Here is a 16,115-nt window from a genome sequence, read left to right on the forward strand (position 1 = left end):
TGAGGTGCCATGGGTCCAATAACGCTTTACGACAAGTCGTTCCTTGAGGCGCTGAACTTAGATGAAGCGGTGATGTTCGACTACTTCTTCTACCCGCTGACGTGTCCAGTGTTCTATGTGGAAACACTCGCCAATCTGGCAAAGGCGAAGAAAGGGCGATCTCCAGACGAGCTGGTCGGCGCCATCGCAAAGAAGTTTCCGCAAATTCACGGTGGTCCCAACGTGCACCACCGCACGCTCGCCGTGCACAGTCTGTGCGGAGGTGATGTGCCAATGCGCGGTCAGATTGTTGTAGCTGGCGGAATCCCAGTCGATACGGATGGTAAGAACAATATTGTGTTCAAGCAGTCGCCCGAGGCGTCCTCCTTCGCGCGCTGGCAACACGGAGAGTTTGAAGAGCTTGAGCGCGAGTTCGCTCAGGGCTGGCGCAACGAGCTCGCGAATCTTGACCTTGATCTTCTTGCGCAGCGCGCGCGGAACTATGGCATTGATCTTGGCGGCTGCAAGCAAATCGAAGACTGTCGTGATGTCGCCATTTCGCTAGTGGATAAGCTTCAGCCAAGCCTACAGTTGGCCTTTTCATGCGAGCTGCTGAACATGTCTGCGGACGAAAAGGCATTTGCCACAGAGGCATGGGGAGCGGCGGGTCGACCAACATTGCGGGAGTTTGCGCCATACGCGCATTACGTAACACTAATTCAGGTCTTCTTCGATATTGCGCTTGCCACCGGAAAGATCTCTAAGGACAGGCCATCGAACTTCAATGACATGGCGTACCTCTACTACATGCCGTTCTGTAGTGTTTTTGTATCCAGCGACAAGCTTCATCGCAGGTGCGCGCCCCTGTTCATGCGCGACGGGCAGCAGTTTGTCTGGGGCGAAGAGCTCAAGGCGGACCTGCGGATTCACAACGAAGCACTATTGGCTCTTCCGAAAGACGTGCGCGACCGAGGGCTGATTCGGATGGCTCCAAAGCCGATTCCAGGAAGCATGATCGCGGATATTCACCAGCGTGCGTTCGCTCGTGCCGGGAGAGGAATTGGCCCAGTCACGAGTGGTTCGGTCGCGCGCGCTAGCAGTACTGGCGCCGCCGCGTTGCAGGATACTTTGGCGAATTTGGCTGAGGGTGCGCGCGGAGGCGACGGGGGCGCAAGGCTTGAAAAGCCTGTCGCTTCGCGATCAGCACCAGCTTTAAATGAGCAACAGCGTGATGAAATTCATGATCGCATGCGGCGCATCATGGCAGGTGCGGAGAAGTCGCAAGGAATTCCGCCGTTTGATTCGCGGTCAACTGATTCCGTAACCATTGAGCGGCTAGTGGACGGTGAGCGCGGGTCTTGGGTCCAAATTTCACGTGATATGCGTTAGATGCTGCCGGCCGGATGAGTTGAAGGATTTTTTCGCAATTTCTAGTCTTTTGTGTTGCGCTGGCCGACGTGCTTGTGGATATCGTCACGCCACTTCCATGCCCAAGCGGCAATGTATCGACGGCCACCTTCTTCTGACGCCATGTCACGATGTCGTGGGATGAGCTCGCGTACATGTGTTGTTACCCGGGTGAACGAATGAAATTTCGTCAGATGTGCAAGTCTGTGGCCGCTGTACGACAAGGATTGCCCCGAGTCATTCCACGCGAATCCTTCAGGGAGGTCTGGGAGAAGCATCGGCGAATGATCGGCCATCCCCTTCTCCAAATTGGAGACTGCGCATGCGAAGGATAGAGCGGTGTAACTGCGGAAGCGGGCTTCGATTCAAGCACTGTCATGGGAGACTCGCGGTGAGCAATGACGTTCCGGCGTCAAGTCAGCTAGCGCGGCGACGTGCGGAGGCATTGGAGCACCAGCGCATCAAGCAGCAGGGAAAGGGGCGGCCAATAATTTCTCACGAAGTAGAGGGCGTACGCTTTGTCACCGTGGGTGACCGGGTTGCCTATGGTCCATGGCAGGGTTTTCAGGATTTCCTCTTCAGACACCTTAGGTTTCTGTTTGGGCTGGAAGAGGACATCATTCATAACGTTCAGTACGAAGAAGTCCCTTTGTACGCATGGTTGCGCGCACTTCATGCGATCAAAGATCGGCATGCGGCGGAACCGTCAAAGGGCACCGACTGGCTTCCTGCGTATGGTGCAGCTCGTGCCGTATACGGTCTTGCCTATGACCTTTACCTGATCGAGCACAACGCCAGCCGTCCAGAAGACAAAGCGGCATTCGCAAAGCTTGTCGCCAAGCTGCGAAGTAGGCATGAGTTTTACGGCGCGCGGCATGAGGCAAGGGTTGCCGGAATTTTCATCAGGGCTGGATTCGACATCGAATGGGAAGATGATGGACAAGGTTTGCCCGGTGGGCACGCGGAGTTTTTTGCAACCTATCCGGATACGAAGCGGAGATTTTGGGTGGAGTGCAAGATGCGTCAGCCTGAGGATGATGATGCCGATCCGCGAGTGTCGCACCTTGTCGCCAATGCGCTGAACAAGAAGACTAGTCTTGAGCGACTTGTGTTCGTAGAGCTGAACCTAAAGAGCCCGAAGTTCGATGACGTCTCCGGGGGCTGGGCAAGCCAGTTCATCAACAAGCTTCGCCGTCTTGAGCAGCAGCCCAGTTCCAGCAGCTTGCCGGCAGCCTTAGTTGTGTTCATGAATCATCCGGAGTATCGATTTCTGGATAGTGCGGATCGCTGCATGGGTGCGCTTATGGAAGGCTTCAATACAGGCGATGCGTATCGAACCGGCGTTCCGACCGATCTTTTAGACGCGGTGGGCCGCCGTAGGCGGGACAAAGAGATCGAAGTTTTATGGGAATCCGTGATGGAGAACGCGGCACCGCCCCTTACTTTTGATGGGACGATTCCGTGGCTTGACGACTCGACAAGGCTGCTAATCGGAGAGAGATACGTACTCGATGATGATGTGTCCGGAATACTTGAGAGTGGAGTCGTCATGGAGGAGTGGAAGGCAGCTTTCTGCACGTTCGTGACGGAAGAAGGGCGCTCCCACTACAACGTCGACCTAACAGAAGATGAGCTCTACGCCTTCAAGCTTCACCCGAATACATTCTTCGGTGTCGTACAGGATAATCAGGGTTCTGAGTCTTCCGATGCGTTGGCACTACACGAGTTTTTTGTCGAAGGATCTCGCGCACTCGGGCGCGACGAGCTGCTGGCAAGGCTCAGTGACGAAAGTGACGCGATTGAGTTGATGGCGAAATCTGAAGCGGAGCTTCGTGATATCTACGCCTACCGTATGGTGGCAAGCGCGAACGAGAGGAACCCGTTTCCGGGCGGTCCTGATTGGCACAAACGTCTCCGCGGGCGCCGCGCGCGAAGGTAGCGCAGATTCGCTATGGCTGGGAGCGCCCTGGCTTGTGTGCGGCGGGAAAGAGCGCGCGCCAGTCCGAAGCGCCCGAAGGTCCGTGTCCGCGCGCGATTTCTTCGATTTTCTCGCTTCCCGCCTGTAGCAGCCCAACCCGGCGGGGTGGAAGTCGCTGGTGGGGTTGGATGCGAAGGCTGCGCGAACTTGCGCCCAAGAGGCTTACACAAGAGCGCCAATGAGCGGCCGCGTCGCGGCTCCGCTTCATGCGCACCATGTTCTCAAACGCGTCCCGCTCTTCAACGAGTAGGCGAAGGTGCCTTCGCATGTGTGGGATGTCTGAGGGCTGCATATGTCCAGAGGGTAGAGCACCGAACTCCGAACTCCACAGGTCGGCCTCGCGGGCACTCAGGCCTTGGGGTGGGGACAGCGGATTCACGGCCGAGGGCCGCGTGGTGGTTGTCCTTCGACTCGAAAAGGTTTCCATGCGGTTCTCGAATTGTTGGCGGTCGGTAGAAAGCCGCGATGGGCGCCGGTTGGCAGCCGACGCCGTGCTTTTCAACTGCCCCCCCCCGGGGGGGAGTCCTGACTAGGGCAAAGGCGCAGGCCGATCTGGAGCGTGCGGCCCTTCATAGAACGTCAGCCACGATTCGATCAGGCGCTGCTTCAGGGCAAGGCTCGAGGCCCGACTAAAGTTCATGTCGTGCTCCGCCCAAGTCGCGATTGCCGTGACCAACACGGCAATACTGTCGGGTACGGGTGGAACTTTCTTATTGATGTTCATTTCGTTGCGGGTTCCTTTGGTATGGATTAGTCATTGGGCGTGTGGGCAGTGGCGTGGCGCCGAGTTCTACCGTGGATCTCTCTGGCCGCATCGGCCATCAAGTTGGCAACCTGATGCCTTAGGTCGGCGATAGCGTGTTCACGTTCGGCAAGGCTTGCATGGGCACTGGCTACGTCGCGCAGCACGTCCCCAATGAGATCCAGCGGGTCGCGAAGTAGTTGGATAGGTTCTGCATCCGGGGGAAGCGGCGGAGGCGAAGGCGAAGCCTTGAATTCCGCATCTATTTCCATGTCCCTCAGGATTCGCTGCTGCATGGATCGAGGAAGTGCACCAAAGAGAGGGGCATTGACAAACAATTTTCCATCGGCGCCACGATTGATGACTGGTATAGCGTCTTGCGGTCGGTCGTGCATTGTCTTCAATCCAGATTGGGTGCCGTCCATGCTGGTCCGGCTTTGGGTTTGTGTTGCGCGTTGCGCGCGAGGCTCCGGGCGATGGCGTGAGCCTCGACGAGCCGCCGGTGGTCGACTGCATACTCCTCCTCCAAACGACTGACACGAGCGTCGATCTGTTGGATTGCCGATCTGAGCGTACGCACACTTACTTCCAATGGCTCGATAGATTCTGAGCGTCGAAGAAGCTTGTTGATATTTCCGTCGATCTTCTCATCGCGTACTGACAGCGCATCCTTCAGTCCTTCGGCTGCGCCTTCGAGCGCTGATTTCACAAATTGCTTCATCCGGGCGACGGTGCAGGGTGATTCGTCTTCCATTTCATCTTCTCCGTTGATTGCGGGCTCTGGGTTCGATCTATTCGCTCGTGGTGCACGCACCCGCTGCTTCATCTAGGGCTTGCGTGATGGGACCATGGGGTATTACAGGTTCGGTCGTGCTTGTAGGTGACGACTTCAAGCGCATTCGTTGTTGGAGATCTGATCGCCGCTCTTCCTCGCTGAGTTCTACGAAAGGACGGCCATCTGCGGCCGTGTGTTGGGTACGGCTAGTGTTACTTGCGGTGAAGAATTGGTCGGTAGAAGCAGATATATAGAAGCTAGAGTCAGAAGCAAAGACAGGAATTTTTGGGTGCATAGGTCTTCCCGGGGCCCGAGGTGAATCTTTGTGCAGAGGCATTTCTTGGGCTCCATTGTTTTCGCTGGCTTCCCCGGTTGAATCAGCTTCTGCCGCGAAGAGAATATTGATGGCTGCAATGCTCGACGCGTTGCTTTCCAATGGAACAAACCCGGGTTCCTGCGGAATGCGTTCGTCGATTGGCGGTGGCGGGCAAGTGCTTTTGGCTTCCTTGGGATGCACGTTGTGCAACTGGGCGTAAGCGGGAAACCAGATCCAGCCTCGGGCCTTCACCCGATAGACGACGATCAGATCCGCACGCGCCAGTTCAAGAAGTAGAGGCTTCATGGACACGTCTGGCCAGTAGGCGAAGATTGCGTGCTTGAAGTGGTCAGGGTCCCAATAGACACGGCCCTGTGAATCTCCCATGCTGTAAAGGCCAAGCAGCAAGCGAAATGATTGGTGTGAAAGGCGGGCCCATGGCGGCCTGTGGAAGAACGCGGGTCTGAGGTTTCTACTCTTCATCTGCGTGGTCCCGCTCCGTAGTCAGCTCGACGGGAAGCGTCCTTGGACGTCCCGGTCCGCGGCCGGGCGGCCCTTCATGCGCACCCGCAAATCGCCGGCGTTTGTGGTTGGGTAGCGCTAGTGGCAGTTGGGTGCGGAACTGATGAATCCACGATTCCCACCATCCGACGCGGTTCGCAGAAATGCGCACGGCGGGCGGAAATCTGCCGCTGGCGACTCCGGCAATCCAAGTCGATTTGGAAACCGGAACGAGAGGTGTGATTGATTTGCTCGCGTCTCCGACGATATCGGTGACGGTCAGGATGCGCTCGTTCGGACTGGGCGGTGGGTAGACGACCGCGCTGGGTGCATTCTGTTGCTGGTGACTCACGCCTGTTCTCCATTTGATGGGGAACAGTATTTAAGTACAGCATTCGATGCGATGCGACCTGGGAATAGCTAAACGTTGACTCTAGAACTTCCCATCACTATCTATCGGCAGATGAGCTTTGCATCGCTCGAGGGGTCGGTCCGACGAGCGGTAGGTTCTGACTGCACTTCCGGAGTCACGCGACAGATTTCAGAGTCGGTCGGGAGGGTGGAGTGTCGCAGTGTTCCCACCAATCGCGCAGCAGAGCTTCGCGCTTGGCGAGAAGTGTTCCCCGTCTGTAAGCCTTTTCAGTCTTGTCGGCGATAGCATGGCCTTGCGCCATCTTTATCGTCTTGTCATCGTGAGAGGTGGCCTCGCTTGCCCAGTCGCGGAAAGCGCTGCGGAATCCATGGGTGGTTACTTCGTACTCTGGGACCAACTTGCGCAATACCTTTAGAACCGCTTCGGTTGAGAGGGTGGGGTGTTTGCCATGACCCGGGAACAAGAATTCGCCCGTGCGCGGTATGCGCTCCACATGGTTGCGCAGCGGGCCAACCAGCGGGATCTCCAGCGCGCGACCCTTCTTAGTGCGGTCGGCGGGAATCGTCCAGATACCTTCCTCGAAATTGAACTCCTTCCAGCGGGACCCCACGACTTCGGAAATTCGTGTCGCCGTCATGATCGCCAGTTGAAGGGCGCGTGATGCGTCCGAGTCCCTTGCCTTCACCCGCTGCATGCACGTGAACATTTGTTGCCAAGGCATGGCCGGGTGGTTCCTGACTACCTTGACCTTTGACGGCTTCGCCAAAAGGGAATCCAAGTGTCCACGCCAACGCGCCGGGTTCTCGCCCGTGAATCGCTCACGTGCCTTTGCCCACGCAATGACAGCTTCGATGCGCTCGCGCAGCCGGCTGGCAGTCTCTGTCTTTGTGTCCCAAATCGGTTTCAGGACGGCCAGAACGTCATCGGTCGTGACAGATTCGACGGGGCGTTCGAACAGGTGGCCGGCGTAAGTCTGGAGGGTGGACTGCCACTGACCCTCTGACTTGCTGCCTGCTTTCCAGCCTGCCGCCTTCGACGCGATTGTTTCGGCGACGCATTCGCCAAACGTCAGGCGAGTGGCACCAGCCATCCTCGCCCGGGCGCGTTCTGCACGCTCATCGTCGATCAGCCTCACCCCCGCCCTGAGCTCAGTCTGGCATTGCCGGGCGAGTTCCCGTGCCCGGGGCAGGGTGACAAGGCGCACGGGCCCCAGCCCCTTGTTCCGGTCTCGTCCCGTCACTCTGTCCCTGAACCGGAACACCCAGCTTTGGGCGCCTGTGGGGCTGACCTTCAAATACAGTCCGTCACCGTCGGGATATCGACCCGGTGCGGTAAGACTTCTGACGTCGGTGGCTTTCAAGCGGTGATACAGGCGGGCCATGTCCGTTGTAGGTATACGCAGCGGTATACACATTGTAGTTGGAGCTGGCTGATTTTTGTTGGATCTCCCTGCCCGAAGAATGTAGACAAAAACAAGTTAAATCAGTCGCTTGTAAGGCCTGATTGGGTTGCATTGGGTCTGCTTGGGGGGTAGTTGGGAGGACTCCCTCTCCGCCAGTTTCAAGAAAGCCCCCGCAAGGGGGCTTTTGCGTTCCGGGGCGCGCGCCGGTGCCTAGAATGTCCTCCCCAGCCGCGGAAGTCCCCCATGTCCGAGATCCTCGTCCCCGTGTCCTTCGGCGAACTGCTGGACAAGATCGCGATCCTGCAGATCAAGTCCGAACGCATGAGCGATCCGGCCAAACTGGCCCATGTGCGCGATGAACTGGCCGCGCTGGAAAAGACCTGGCTGGCGCATCCCGTCGCCGGACACGACATCGCCGAACTCCGCGCCAGGCTGAAGGCCGTCAACGAACGGCTATGGGTGATCGAGGACGACGTGCGGCTGAAGGAGAAAGCGCAGGCGTTCGACGACGACTTCGTTCGCCTGGCACGCAGCGTCTACATCGAGAACGACGAACGCGCGCGGATCAAGAAGGCCATCAACCTGGCCCTGGGCTCGAGCTACGTCGAAGAGAAGTCCTACCAGGACTACCGGGTGGCCGGCACGCCCTGAGCGCGGAGGTGCTCACGCCGCCAGGTCGGCGCGGCGGCGTTCGAACGCGGCGATGGCGTCGTCCACGGTGATCAGTGCCATCACGCCATCGTGTTCGATCTTGGCGCCCCATTTCAGCTCCGATGCCGGCTTGCCCCTGTAGCGGCGCGCGGCATCGTCGTAGCGGTCCACGCAGTAGCGCACGCTGGAGTACGGGCCGCTGCGGAGCGGGTTGCTGGCGGCATGCAGGCCCAGCACGGCGGTCCCCATCGCATTGGCGATGTGCATGGGGCCGGAATCGGGCGTCATCACCAGGTCCGCGCGCGCCAGTAGGGCCGGCAACTGCTTCAGGGTGTCCTTGCCCACCAGGTCCAGCGCGGGCGCCCGCATGGCGCCGATGATGGCATCCGCAGTCCGGCGTTCCAGGTCGCTGCGTCCGCCGCAGAGCACGATGCGCCATCCCTGGGCGGCGGCATGGTCGGCCACCGCCGCGTAGCGGTCGGCGTACCAGTTGCGGCGTTCGTGGCTGGAGCAGGGCGAAATGACCAGCGTGCGCATCGCGTCCGTGGGCCACTGCGCGCGCGCCCAGGCATGTGCGTCGGCGGGGACGGGCAGGTCCCAGGTGACGCCGGTCTGTTTCAGGCCCAGCGGTTCGCAGAAGCTGCCGATGGCATCCAGCACGTGGATGCCGGGACGGTCCGGGATCCGCTCATTGATGACCAGGCCGTGCAGGTCCTTGGAGCGGCTGCGGTCGTAGCCGATGCGCCTGCGCGCGCGGATGAAGGCCGACAGCAGGTTGGCGCGCAGGGCCACCTGCATCTGCAGCAGCGCATCGAAACCTTCGGCCGGCAGTTCCGCCCGCAACGCCCGCATGCCCGCCAGGCCCGTCTTCTTGTCGTAGGTGTGGAAGGTGACGCCTTCCAGGCCCTCCAGCAGCTTGAAGCCTCCCTTGTCGATCACCCAGTGCAGGCGCGCCTGGGGCCAGTGGCGCTGCAGCGTGCGCACCAGCGGCACCACGTGGGTGACGTCGCCCAACGCGGACAGGCGGAGCAGGCAGAGCGATTGAGGAATCGTGGACAAGTGTTGTTAGACTCGCTGGATGGTCGGTTTTGACGCCTCGGAATCCCTGACGCCGTTCCGCGAAGGCCGCGGATACGGTGCGATTCTGTTCGACCGCAAACACCTGCGGCAAGCCAGCCCGGACTGGTTCTCGCCGGAAAAGTGGGGCGAACGCGCCCGGCCGGTCGACAGCGGGGGCCGCGGCGGCGCCTGGTTCATCGATGCCCCTTCCAGCCAGTGCGTGTTGCGGCACTACCGGCGCGGGGGCCTGGCGGCGCGATTCAGCCGCGACCGCTATCTGTGGCATGGGCCCGACAAGACGCGCAGTTTCGCCGAATTCCGTCTCACCCGTGCCCTGTTGGCGCGCGGATTGCCCGTGCCGCGCCCGGTGGCGGCGAGCTACGTGCGCGACGGCATGTTCTACCGCGCCTCCATCCTGCTGGAACGATTGATGGACGTGCGCACGCTCGCCGACCTTGCCGCGAAGACGGAAGGGCAGGCGCCGTGGGAAAGCACGGGCCGCCTGGTGGCGCGTTTCCACCGCGCCGGCCTGGACCATGCGGACCTCAATGCCCACAACATCCTGTTCGACGGGGATGGCCACGGTTGGCTGATCGACTTCGATCGCGGACGCCTGCGTATCCCCGCCACCGCCTGGCGCGAACAGAACCTCGCGCGCTTGAGGCGCTCGCTCCTGAAGCTGCGGGGCGAGCGCAGCGCGGACGACGTGGGTCTGGCCTTCGCCCATCTGCGGCGCGCCTACGATCACGCTTGGTCGCGGGGGTACTGAGGTGGAATGGGTGCTGCGCTTCCACGGCGTCGGTAACGCCAGCGCGGTCGAGCTGGGCTCGGCGATGGCCACGCTCGAACGCGAGGGCGTGCCATGGTTGACCATCGATTGCGGGGGCGAAGGCCTGACCGCCTTCCAGGCACGCTACGGCGACATGCCGCGGGCGGTCTTCATCACCCACCTGCACCTGGACCACGTGGCGGGGATGGAACGGCTGTTCGTGGCCAGCTATTTCGATCCTGCGCGGCGCGGCCAGGTGCGCCTGTACGTGCCGGCGCCGCTGGTACCGCTGCTGCACCAGCGTATCGCCAGCTATCCGAACGTACTGGCCGAGGGTGGCGCGAACTTCTGGGATGCGTTCCAGCTGGTGCCGGTGGGCGAGGCCTTCTGGCACGACGGTCAGCGGCTGGAGGTCTTCCCGGTGCGGCATCACTGGCCCGAGACGGCGTTCGGCCTGCGCCTGCGCGGCAGCGTGGTCTGGACCGGCGATACGCGGCCCATTCCGGAAATGCTGGCGCGCCATGCCGATGCCGGCGAACTGATCGCGCACGACTGCGGGCTGCACGGCAATCCCTCGCACAGCGGTATCGACGACCTCGAACGCGAGTACCCGCCCGCGCTGCTGGCCCGCTGCGTGCTTTACCACTACGCCAGTGCCGAGGACGGTGAAGCCCTGCGCGCGCGCGGGCATCGGGTCGCGACCCCCGGCGAGGGCGCGGCGCTGTCGCCGCCCCGGCAGGTCGAACTGCCGTGAGCGACAGCCATCTGCCGTACGACCTGCTGGGACGTCCGCTGCACGACCTGCGCCTGTCGGTCATCGACGCCTGCAACTTCCGCTGCGGCTACTGCATGCCGGCGGACCGTGTGCCCGAGGACTACGGCACGGATGCTTCGCAGCGCCTGTCCTTCGACGAGATCGAGACCCTGGTGCGCGCCTTCGTGCGACTGGGCGTGCGTAAGCTCCGGCTGACGGGCGGTGAGCCCCTGCTGCGCAAGCGCCTGCCCGACCTGGTGCGCCGGTTGGCCGTCATCCCGGGTTTGGAGGACATCGCGCTGACCACCAACGGCGTGCTGCTCGCCCAGCAAGCGCAGGCCCTGCACGACGCCGGCCTGCGGCGCATCACCGTCAGCCTGGACGCGCTGGATCCGGAGGTGTTCGCCGAGATGTCCGGAAGGCGCGGTCAGGTCGGCGAGGTGCTGGCCGGCATCGACGCCGCGGTGGCGGCCGGCTTCAAGCGGTTGAAGATCAATGCCGTCGTGCAGCGCGGCGTCAACGAGAGCCAGGTGGTGCCGCTGCTGGAGCGCTTCCGTGGCACCGGGCATGTCGTGCGCTTCATCGAGTTCATGGACGTGGGCGACAGCAACGACTGGCGACTGGAACGGATGGTGCCGTCGTCGGTGCTGCGCGACCGCATCGCCGCGCGCTGGCCGCTGCATCCCGTGCAGGCGGAGTACCGGGGAGAAGTGGCCGAGCGCTACGGATTCGATGATGGCGGGGGCGAAGTCGGTTTCGTCAGTTCCGTCAGCACGCCGTTCTGCGGCGACTGCCATCGTGCGCGCGTGTCCGCGGATGGCCGCTTGTTCACCTGCCTGTTCGCGTCCGCGGGCGCCGACCTGCGCGCGGTCCTGGCGCAGGGCGAAGACGCCTTGGTCGCGCATGTGGCCGGCCTGTGGTCGGCGCGCGGCGACCGCTACAGCGAGCTGCGCGGCCGGCCGGAAGTGCGGGACCGGCGCCGTGTCGAGATGTATCTTATCGGCGGCTGATTTCCCCAGGACCTGCATGCCCCGCACCGCACTGACCCATCTGGATGCCGCCGGTCGACCCGCGATGGTCGACGTTTCCGGCAAGGCCGTCACCGCGCGGGAGGCACGGGCGACCTGCCGGGTACGCTTTCCCGCCGACATCGCACGACAGCTGAAGCGAAACGGCCTGCGCAGCGCGAAGGGCGGCATCGTCGATACCGCCATCATCGCCGGCACGATGGCGGTGAAGCGCACGCACGAACTGATCCCGTTCTGCCATCCACTCCCCATCGATGGGTGCCGGTTGGCCATCGACTGGGACGGAGAGAGTGCACTGCTGATCGAATGCCAGGTCCGCACCGTGCACCGCACCGGGGTGGAGATGGAAGCGTTGACCGGGGCCACCGTGGCCGCGTTGACGGTGTACGACATGTGCAAGGCGCTGTCGCATGCCATCGTGCTGGGACCGGCGAAGCTGGTGGGCAAACGCGGCGGCAAGCGCGATGTGGGGGCAGCATGAGCGTCACCCTGACCCTGCTGTATTTCGCCAGTCTGCGCGAGCGCGCGGGGGTGCCCAGTGAGTCGCTCAGCACCGAGGCGGCCGATCTGGCCGGACTTTATGAGGAGATCCAAGCCCGCCACGGCATCGCCTGGCCGCGCGAACACCTGCGCGTCGCCGTGGATGGCGAATTCGCGCGCTGGCAGGAACCGCTGCGGGCAGGCAGCGAGGTCGCCTTCATCCCGCCCGTGAGCGGAGGCTGAGCGATGCCGCGTTTCCTACTGTCGGCGGAGCCGCTGGACGTCGCCGCGTTGGGGGCCGGCCTGCGTGATCCCCGCGCGGGCGGCTTCGCGACGTTCGAGGGCTGGGTCCGCGACCACCACGCCGGTCGCGCGGTGGATGGCCTGGACTATGAAGCCTATGGCGCCCTGGCCGAACGCGAAGGCGAACGGATCGTGGCCGAGGCGATGGCGCGTTTCGACGTGCTGGCAACCTGCTGCGCGCACCGTGTCGGCGCTCTCGCGATCGGCGATCTGGCCGTGTGGGTCGGGGTGAGCGCAGCGCATCGTGGCGCCGCCTTCGACGCCTGCCGCTACATCATCGATGAAGTGAAGCAGCGCGTGCCGATCTGGAAGCGCGAACACTACCGCGAAGGCGACGCGGACTGGCTGCATCCCGTGGCGGACGGCCCGTGAGCGCGGTTCGGGCGGTCGCACTCGGCATCGGCATCGCCCTGGCATGCCTGGGTGCACGTGCGACGCATGCGGCCGAACTGCTGGCGGGTAACAAGTCCGCGGACACCGTGTGGCGGCTGTCGCTGCGCGACGGACGCAGGACGGGCGAGTACAGGACGGGCGAGGCACCGCACGAAATCGCGGTGGCGCCGGACGGCCGCACGGCCGTGGTGACGAACTATGGAGGCTCGCGGTCCGGCAACACGCTGTCGGTCCTGGACCTGGTGGGGGGCAAGCCCACGCGCACGATCGACCTGGGGCAGCACAGCGCCCCGCATGGCATCCGCTTCCTCCCCGACGGTCGCCGGGTGCTGGTCACCACGGAAGCCACCGCCAGCCTGGTGGTGGTGGACGTTGCGTCGGGCGACATCGAGCGGACGCTCGACGTGGGCGCCGGCACCGGCCACATGGTGGCGTTGTCGCCGGACGGGCAGGTGGCCTACCTGACCAAGATCCAGGCCGGCACGGTCAGCCGGATCGACCTGGCCACCGGTGCGCGCGTGGAACGCGCCGCGGGCAAGGGCGCCGAAGGTGTCGCGGCGCGACCGGACGGGGCCGAAGTCTGGGTGACCAACCGCGAGGACGGCACCCTCACCGTGCACGATCCACGCACGCTGGCCATCAGGCGCCGCATGAGCAGCAAGGGCTTCCCGATCCGCGTGACCTTCTCTGCCGACGGCACGTTCGCCTTCGTCACCAATGCGCGCGCCGCGACGCTGGCCGTGTTCAACGCGCGCACCAAGGTCCCGTTGGCCACGGTCCCGCTGTCGCGCGAGGACATGACTTACCAACCCACGATGCTCGGCCATGCGGCGCTTCCCATCGGCGTGGTGGTGGCGCCGGACCGTCCGCGCGCCTACGTGGCGATCAGTGGGGGCGATCGCATCGCCGTGATCGACACGCAGCGCTGGCAGGTCATCGACTACTGGGTGACCGGACGTGAACCCGACGCCCTCGCCTTCATTCCTGACTGATCAGCCGGCGTGACGGGAAGAATGAGGTCGCGCCCAGTGATTAGCTGAAAAGGCGGTGACCCCGCCGGCTGACCTCGGCGCCCGCGTCGATCGATACCGTTGCTGCCTTCCGGCCCTGGCGGGATTTTCGACCTAGCGTCGCGAGGGGCCGACGGGGCCACCATAGAAACGAAACCGCGCCTTGGCGCGGTCCGTCGTCACCCGCCATGGCGGGTTGCGATGAATCTGGCGGAGAGAGGGGGATTCGAACCCCCGAAGCGCGGTTTAGACGCTTACACACTTTCCAGGCGTGCTCCTTCAACCACTCGGACACCTCTCCGGGACCTGAACGCGGCTTGCGGCCGCTTTCAGGGGCGTGAATTCTAGCCCCCGCAGGGGGGGCGCCACAAGCGAAACCGGCAAGCGGTCCCCGGCGGGAGGACGGACTTGCGCAGCGTGGCACAATGGCGGCATGTCCTATCTCGTCCTCGCCCGCAAGTGGCGTCCCAAGCGATTCGCAGAGCTGGTCGGCCAGGAACACGTGGTCCGCGCGCTCACCAATGCGCTGGACAGCGGCCGCGTTCACCATGCCTTCCTGTTCACGGGTACGCGCGGCGTGGGCAAGACCACCATCGCCCGCATCTTCGCCAAATCGCTGAACTGCGAGAAGGGCACCAGTGCCGATCCCTGCGGCCAGTGCGCGGCCTGCCTGGACATCGATGCCGGCCGCTATATCGACCTGCTGGAGATCGACGCCGCCTCGAACACCGGCGTGGACGATGTGCGCGAAGTGATCGAGAACGCGCAGTACATGCCCTCGCGCGGCAAGTACAAGGTCTATCTGATCGACGAAGTGCACATGCTGTCGAAAGCGGCGTTCAACGCGCTGCTGAAGACGCTGGAGGAGCCGCCGGAACACGTCAAGTTCCTGCTCGCCACCACCGACCCGCAGAAGCTGCCGGTCACCGTGCTGTCGCGCTGCCTGCAGTTCAACCTCAAGCGCCTGGACGAGGAACAGATCCGCGGCCAGATGACGAAGATCCTGGGTGCGGAAGCCATCGAGGCCGATGCGACCGCCATCGCCCAGCTCGCGCGCGCCGCCGACGGCTCGCTGCGCGACGGCCTGTCGCTGCTCGACCAGGCCATCGCCTACGCCGGTGGAGCGCTGCGGGAGGAGGGCGTGCGCACCATGCTGGGCACGGTGGACCGTACGCAGGTCAGCGCCATGCTGGCGGCCCTGGTGCAGGGCGATGGCGAGGCCCTGCTGCAGGTGGTGGCACGGCTGGCGGAGTTCTCGCCCGACTGGGCAGGCGTCCTCGATGCGGTGGCCGAAGCGCTGCATCGCATCCAGGTGCGCCAGCTGGTGCCGTCGGCCAGCGTGGAAGCGGAGGGCGTCGATGTCGATGCGTTCGCCGGCCAGCTGCGGCCCGAGGTCGTCCAGCTGTGGTATCAGATGGCGATCAATGGGCGTCGCGACCTGCACCTGGCGCCGAGTGGGCGCGCCGGCTTCGAGATGAGCCTGCTGCGGATGCTCGCGTTCCGTCCCGCCCAGGCCGGCGAGATGCGCGGCGACGCGCGCACGTCTTCCGCCAGCGTCACGCCGGCATCCGCGCCAGTGGCGTCGGCACCGGCTTCCAGCGCTTCCGCGCCTGTGCAGGCGAGGGTGACCGCCACAGCGGAGCCGGTCATGCCGCCGCAACAGATGGCGCGCGAAGAGATGCCGGCGCCGGCACGCGTTGCCGTCTACGACATGCCGCCATGGCCTCCGGCCGAACCGGCGAAGGTTGGCGCATCTGCACCTGCGCCTGTATCTGCAGCGTCGACGACGATGCCGGCCGACATCGGCATCACCGATGCCGAAACCTGGCTGCATTTCGCCGGGACCTGCGGCCTGAAGGGTGTGGGCAAGCAACTGGTCGACAACGTGGCCTTCGCCGGTTATGCGAACGGAACGCTCACCCTGGCGCTGGACAGCGGCTTCGACTACCTCCGCTCCGAACGCACCCTGGGCGAGCTGCGCGATGCGATCGCCAGCCGCTATGGCGTGGCGCCCCGGCTGGCCTTCGCCACCGCGGCTGAGGGCGAGACGCTCAAGCAGCGCAGTCACCGCCAGCGCGACGAGCAGCAGAACGTCGCCGAGGAAACCTTCATGAACCATCCGGACGTGCGGCAGCTGATGCAGCAGCATGGCGCCAGGCTCGTCCCGGATTCCATCCGACCTTACGAAGAGTGAT

17 protein-coding genes, 1 tRNA gene and 1 other RNA gene are annotated in these 16,115 nt (G+C 63.5%); 11 read left to right on the plus strand and 8 right to left on the minus strand.

What is annotated here, in order from left to right; genetic code table 11:
* Positions 1-9 precede the first annotated feature (9 nt).
* Together IAE60_RS10305 and IAE60_RS10310 are read left to right on the plus strand one after the other, a co-directional pair.
* The gene (locus IAE60_RS10305; RefSeq protein ID WP_187572176.1) at positions 10-1,368 is read left to right on the plus strand and encodes a hypothetical protein; all 1,359 of its coding nucleotides are present in this window, start codon (positions 10-12) and stop codon (positions 1,366-1,368) included.
* Positions 1,369-1,777: 409 nt separating this feature from the next.
* The gene (locus IAE60_RS10310; protein WP_244966549.1) at positions 1,778-3,325 is read left to right on the plus strand and encodes a hypothetical protein; all 1,548 of its coding nucleotides are present in this window, start codon (positions 1,778-1,780) and stop codon (positions 3,323-3,325) included.
* A gap of 568 nt (positions 3,326-3,893) precedes the next feature.
* Here IAE60_RS10310 and IAE60_RS10315 read toward each other — a convergent pair.
* From IAE60_RS10315 to IAE60_RS10335, 5 genes are all read right to left on the minus strand, one after another.
* A complete protein-coding gene (locus IAE60_RS10315; protein WP_187572178.1) occupies positions 3,894-4,088 on the minus strand; it encodes a hypothetical protein in 195 nt (64 codons plus the stop codon).
* Positions 4,089-4,114: 26 nt separating this feature from the next.
* Positions 4,115-4,531 (minus strand): hypothetical protein, encoded by a 417-nt coding sequence (locus IAE60_RS10320; RefSeq protein ID WP_187572179.1) that lies wholly within the window; start codon positions 4,529-4,531, stop codon positions 4,115-4,117.
* A complete protein-coding gene (locus tag IAE60_RS10325) occupies positions 4,507-4,860 on the minus strand; it encodes a hypothetical protein (protein ID WP_187572180.1) in 354 nt (117 codons plus the stop codon). Before IAE60_RS10325 ends, IAE60_RS10320 begins: the two co-directional genes overlap by 25 nt.
* 37 nt (positions 4,861-4,897) lie before the next feature.
* Complete coding sequence (locus tag IAE60_RS10330) at positions 4,898-5,503, minus strand: hypothetical protein (protein WP_187572181.1); 606 nt, start codon at positions 5,501-5,503, stop codon at positions 4,898-4,900.
* Positions 5,504-6,225: 722 nt separating this feature from the next.
* Positions 6,226-7,452 (minus strand): tyrosine-type recombinase/integrase, encoded by a 1,227-nt coding sequence (locus tag IAE60_RS10335; RefSeq protein ID WP_187572182.1) that lies wholly within the window; start codon positions 7,450-7,452, stop codon positions 6,226-6,228.
* 264 nt (positions 7,453-7,716) lie between these two features.
* On the opposite strand from IAE60_RS10335, the gene IAE60_RS10340 reads away from it, so the two are divergent.
* Positions 7,717-8,124 (plus strand): DUF6165 family protein, encoded by a 408-nt coding sequence (locus IAE60_RS10340; protein ID WP_185895715.1) that lies wholly within the window; start codon positions 7,717-7,719, stop codon positions 8,122-8,124.
* A gap of 12 nt (positions 8,125-8,136) precedes the next feature.
* On the opposite strand, the gene IAE60_RS10345 is transcribed toward IAE60_RS10340, so the two are convergent.
* Positions 8,137-9,183, minus strand: a complete 1,047-nt coding sequence (locus IAE60_RS10345; protein WP_187572183.1) for a glycosyltransferase family 9 protein — start codon at positions 9,181-9,183, stop codon at positions 8,137-8,139.
* Positions 9,184-9,202: 19 nt separating this feature from the next.
* Between IAE60_RS10345 and IAE60_RS10350 the strand changes: the two genes are divergently transcribed.
* Genes IAE60_RS10350 through IAE60_RS10380 form a run of 7 tightly spaced genes read left to right on the plus strand, consistent with a single transcriptional unit; the run spans position 9,203 to position 13,902 of the window.
* The gene (locus IAE60_RS10350; RefSeq protein WP_162109246.1) at positions 9,203-9,952 is read left to right on the plus strand and encodes a 3-deoxy-D-manno-octulosonic acid kinase; all 750 of its coding nucleotides are present in this window, start codon (positions 9,203-9,205) and stop codon (positions 9,950-9,952) included.
* Between the two features lies 1 nt (position 9,953).
* Positions 9,954-10,706 carry an MBL fold metallo-hydrolase gene (locus IAE60_RS10355; protein ID WP_187572184.1) on the plus strand — a complete coding sequence of 251 codons (753 nt, stop codon included), beginning with the start codon at positions 9,954-9,956 and terminating at the stop codon, positions 10,704-10,706.
* The gene (gene moaA, locus IAE60_RS10360) at positions 10,703-11,716 is read left to right on the plus strand and encodes a GTP 3',8-cyclase MoaA (RefSeq protein WP_187572185.1); all 1,014 of its coding nucleotides are present in this window, start codon (positions 10,703-10,705) and stop codon (positions 11,714-11,716) included. The genes IAE60_RS10355 and moaA overlap by 4 nt, the downstream gene beginning before the upstream one ends.
* A 16-nt stretch (positions 11,717-11,732) precedes the next feature.
* Positions 11,733-12,215 (plus strand): cyclic pyranopterin monophosphate synthase MoaC, encoded by a 483-nt coding sequence (gene moaC, locus IAE60_RS10365; protein WP_187572186.1) that lies wholly within the window; start codon positions 11,733-11,735, stop codon positions 12,213-12,215.
* A complete protein-coding gene (moaD, locus tag IAE60_RS10370) occupies positions 12,212-12,457 on the plus strand; it encodes a molybdopterin converting factor subunit 1 (protein WP_162109250.1) in 246 nt (81 codons plus the stop codon). Before moaC ends, moaD begins: the two co-directional genes overlap by 4 nt.
* Before the next feature lie 3 nt (positions 12,458-12,460).
* Positions 12,461-12,889 (plus strand): molybdenum cofactor biosynthesis protein MoaE, encoded by a 429-nt coding sequence (locus tag IAE60_RS10375; protein ID WP_187572187.1) that lies wholly within the window; start codon positions 12,461-12,463, stop codon positions 12,887-12,889.
* The gene (locus IAE60_RS10380) at positions 12,886-13,902 is read left to right on the plus strand and encodes a beta-propeller fold lactonase family protein (protein WP_244966550.1); all 1,017 of its coding nucleotides are present in this window, start codon (positions 12,886-12,888) and stop codon (positions 13,900-13,902) included. Before IAE60_RS10375 ends, IAE60_RS10380 begins: the two co-directional genes overlap by 4 nt.
* A 58-nt stretch (positions 13,903-13,960) precedes the next feature.
* Here IAE60_RS10380 and ffs read toward each other — a convergent pair.
* Positions 13,961-14,057, minus strand: an RNA gene (gene ffs / locus IAE60_RS10385) — signal recognition particle sRNA small type.
* 71 nt (positions 14,058-14,128) lie between these two features.
* Positions 14,129-14,221 (minus strand) — tRNA-Ser (locus IAE60_RS10390).
* A 132-nt stretch (positions 14,222-14,353) separates the two neighbouring features.
* Here IAE60_RS10390 and dnaX point away from each other — a divergent pair.
* Entirely contained in the window at positions 14,354-16,114 is a 1,761-nt protein-coding gene (gene dnaX, locus IAE60_RS10395) for a DNA polymerase III subunit gamma/tau (RefSeq protein ID WP_187572188.1), read from the plus strand.
* Position 16,115: the final 1 nt, after the last annotated feature.

Source organism: Pseudoxanthomonas mexicana, from assembly GCF_014397415.1.
In the GTDB taxonomy this organism is placed as follows: domain Bacteria; phylum Pseudomonadota; class Gammaproteobacteria; order Xanthomonadales; family Xanthomonadaceae; genus Pseudoxanthomonas_A; species Pseudoxanthomonas_A mexicana.

Bases quoted from the DNA above. Each gene is read 5' to 3' on its own strand.
- IAE60_RS10305 (WP_187572176.1), top strand. From the start codon at position 10: ATGGGTCCAATAACGCTTTACGACAAGTCGTTCCTTGAGGCGCTGAAC.
- IAE60_RS10315 (WP_187572178.1), bottom strand. From the start codon at position 4,088: ATGAACATCAATAAGAAAGTTCCACCCGTACCCGACAGTATTGCCGTG.
- IAE60_RS10320 (WP_187572179.1), bottom strand. From the start codon at position 4,531: ATGGACGGCACCCAATCTGGATTGAAGACAATGCACGACCGACCGCAA.
- IAE60_RS10325 (WP_187572180.1), bottom strand. From the start codon at position 4,860: ATGGAAGACGAATCACCCTGCACCGTCGCCCGGATGAAGCAATTTGTG.
- IAE60_RS10330 (WP_187572181.1), bottom strand. From the start codon at position 5,503: ATGAAGCCTCTACTTCTTGAACTGGCGCGTGCGGATCTGATCGTCGTC.
- IAE60_RS10335 (WP_187572182.1), bottom strand. From the start codon at position 7,452: ATGGCCCGCCTGTATCACCGCTTGAAAGCCACCGACGTCAGAAGTCTT.
- IAE60_RS10340 (WP_185895715.1), top strand. From the start codon at position 7,717: ATGTCCGAGATCCTCGTCCCCGTGTCCTTCGGCGAACTGCTGGACAAG.
- IAE60_RS10350 (WP_162109246.1), top strand. From the start codon at position 9,203: ATGGTCGGTTTTGACGCCTCGGAATCCCTGACGCCGTTCCGCGAAGGC.
- moaC (WP_187572186.1), top strand. From the start codon at position 11,733: ATGCCCCGCACCGCACTGACCCATCTGGATGCCGCCGGTCGACCCGCG.
- moaD (WP_162109250.1), top strand. From the start codon at position 12,212: ATGAGCGTCACCCTGACCCTGCTGTATTTCGCCAGTCTGCGCGAGCGC.
- IAE60_RS10375 (WP_187572187.1), top strand. From the start codon at position 12,461: ATGCCGCGTTTCCTACTGTCGGCGGAGCCGCTGGACGTCGCCGCGTTG.
- dnaX (WP_187572188.1), top strand. From the start codon at position 14,354: ATGTCCTATCTCGTCCTCGCCCGCAAGTGGCGTCCCAAGCGATTCGCA.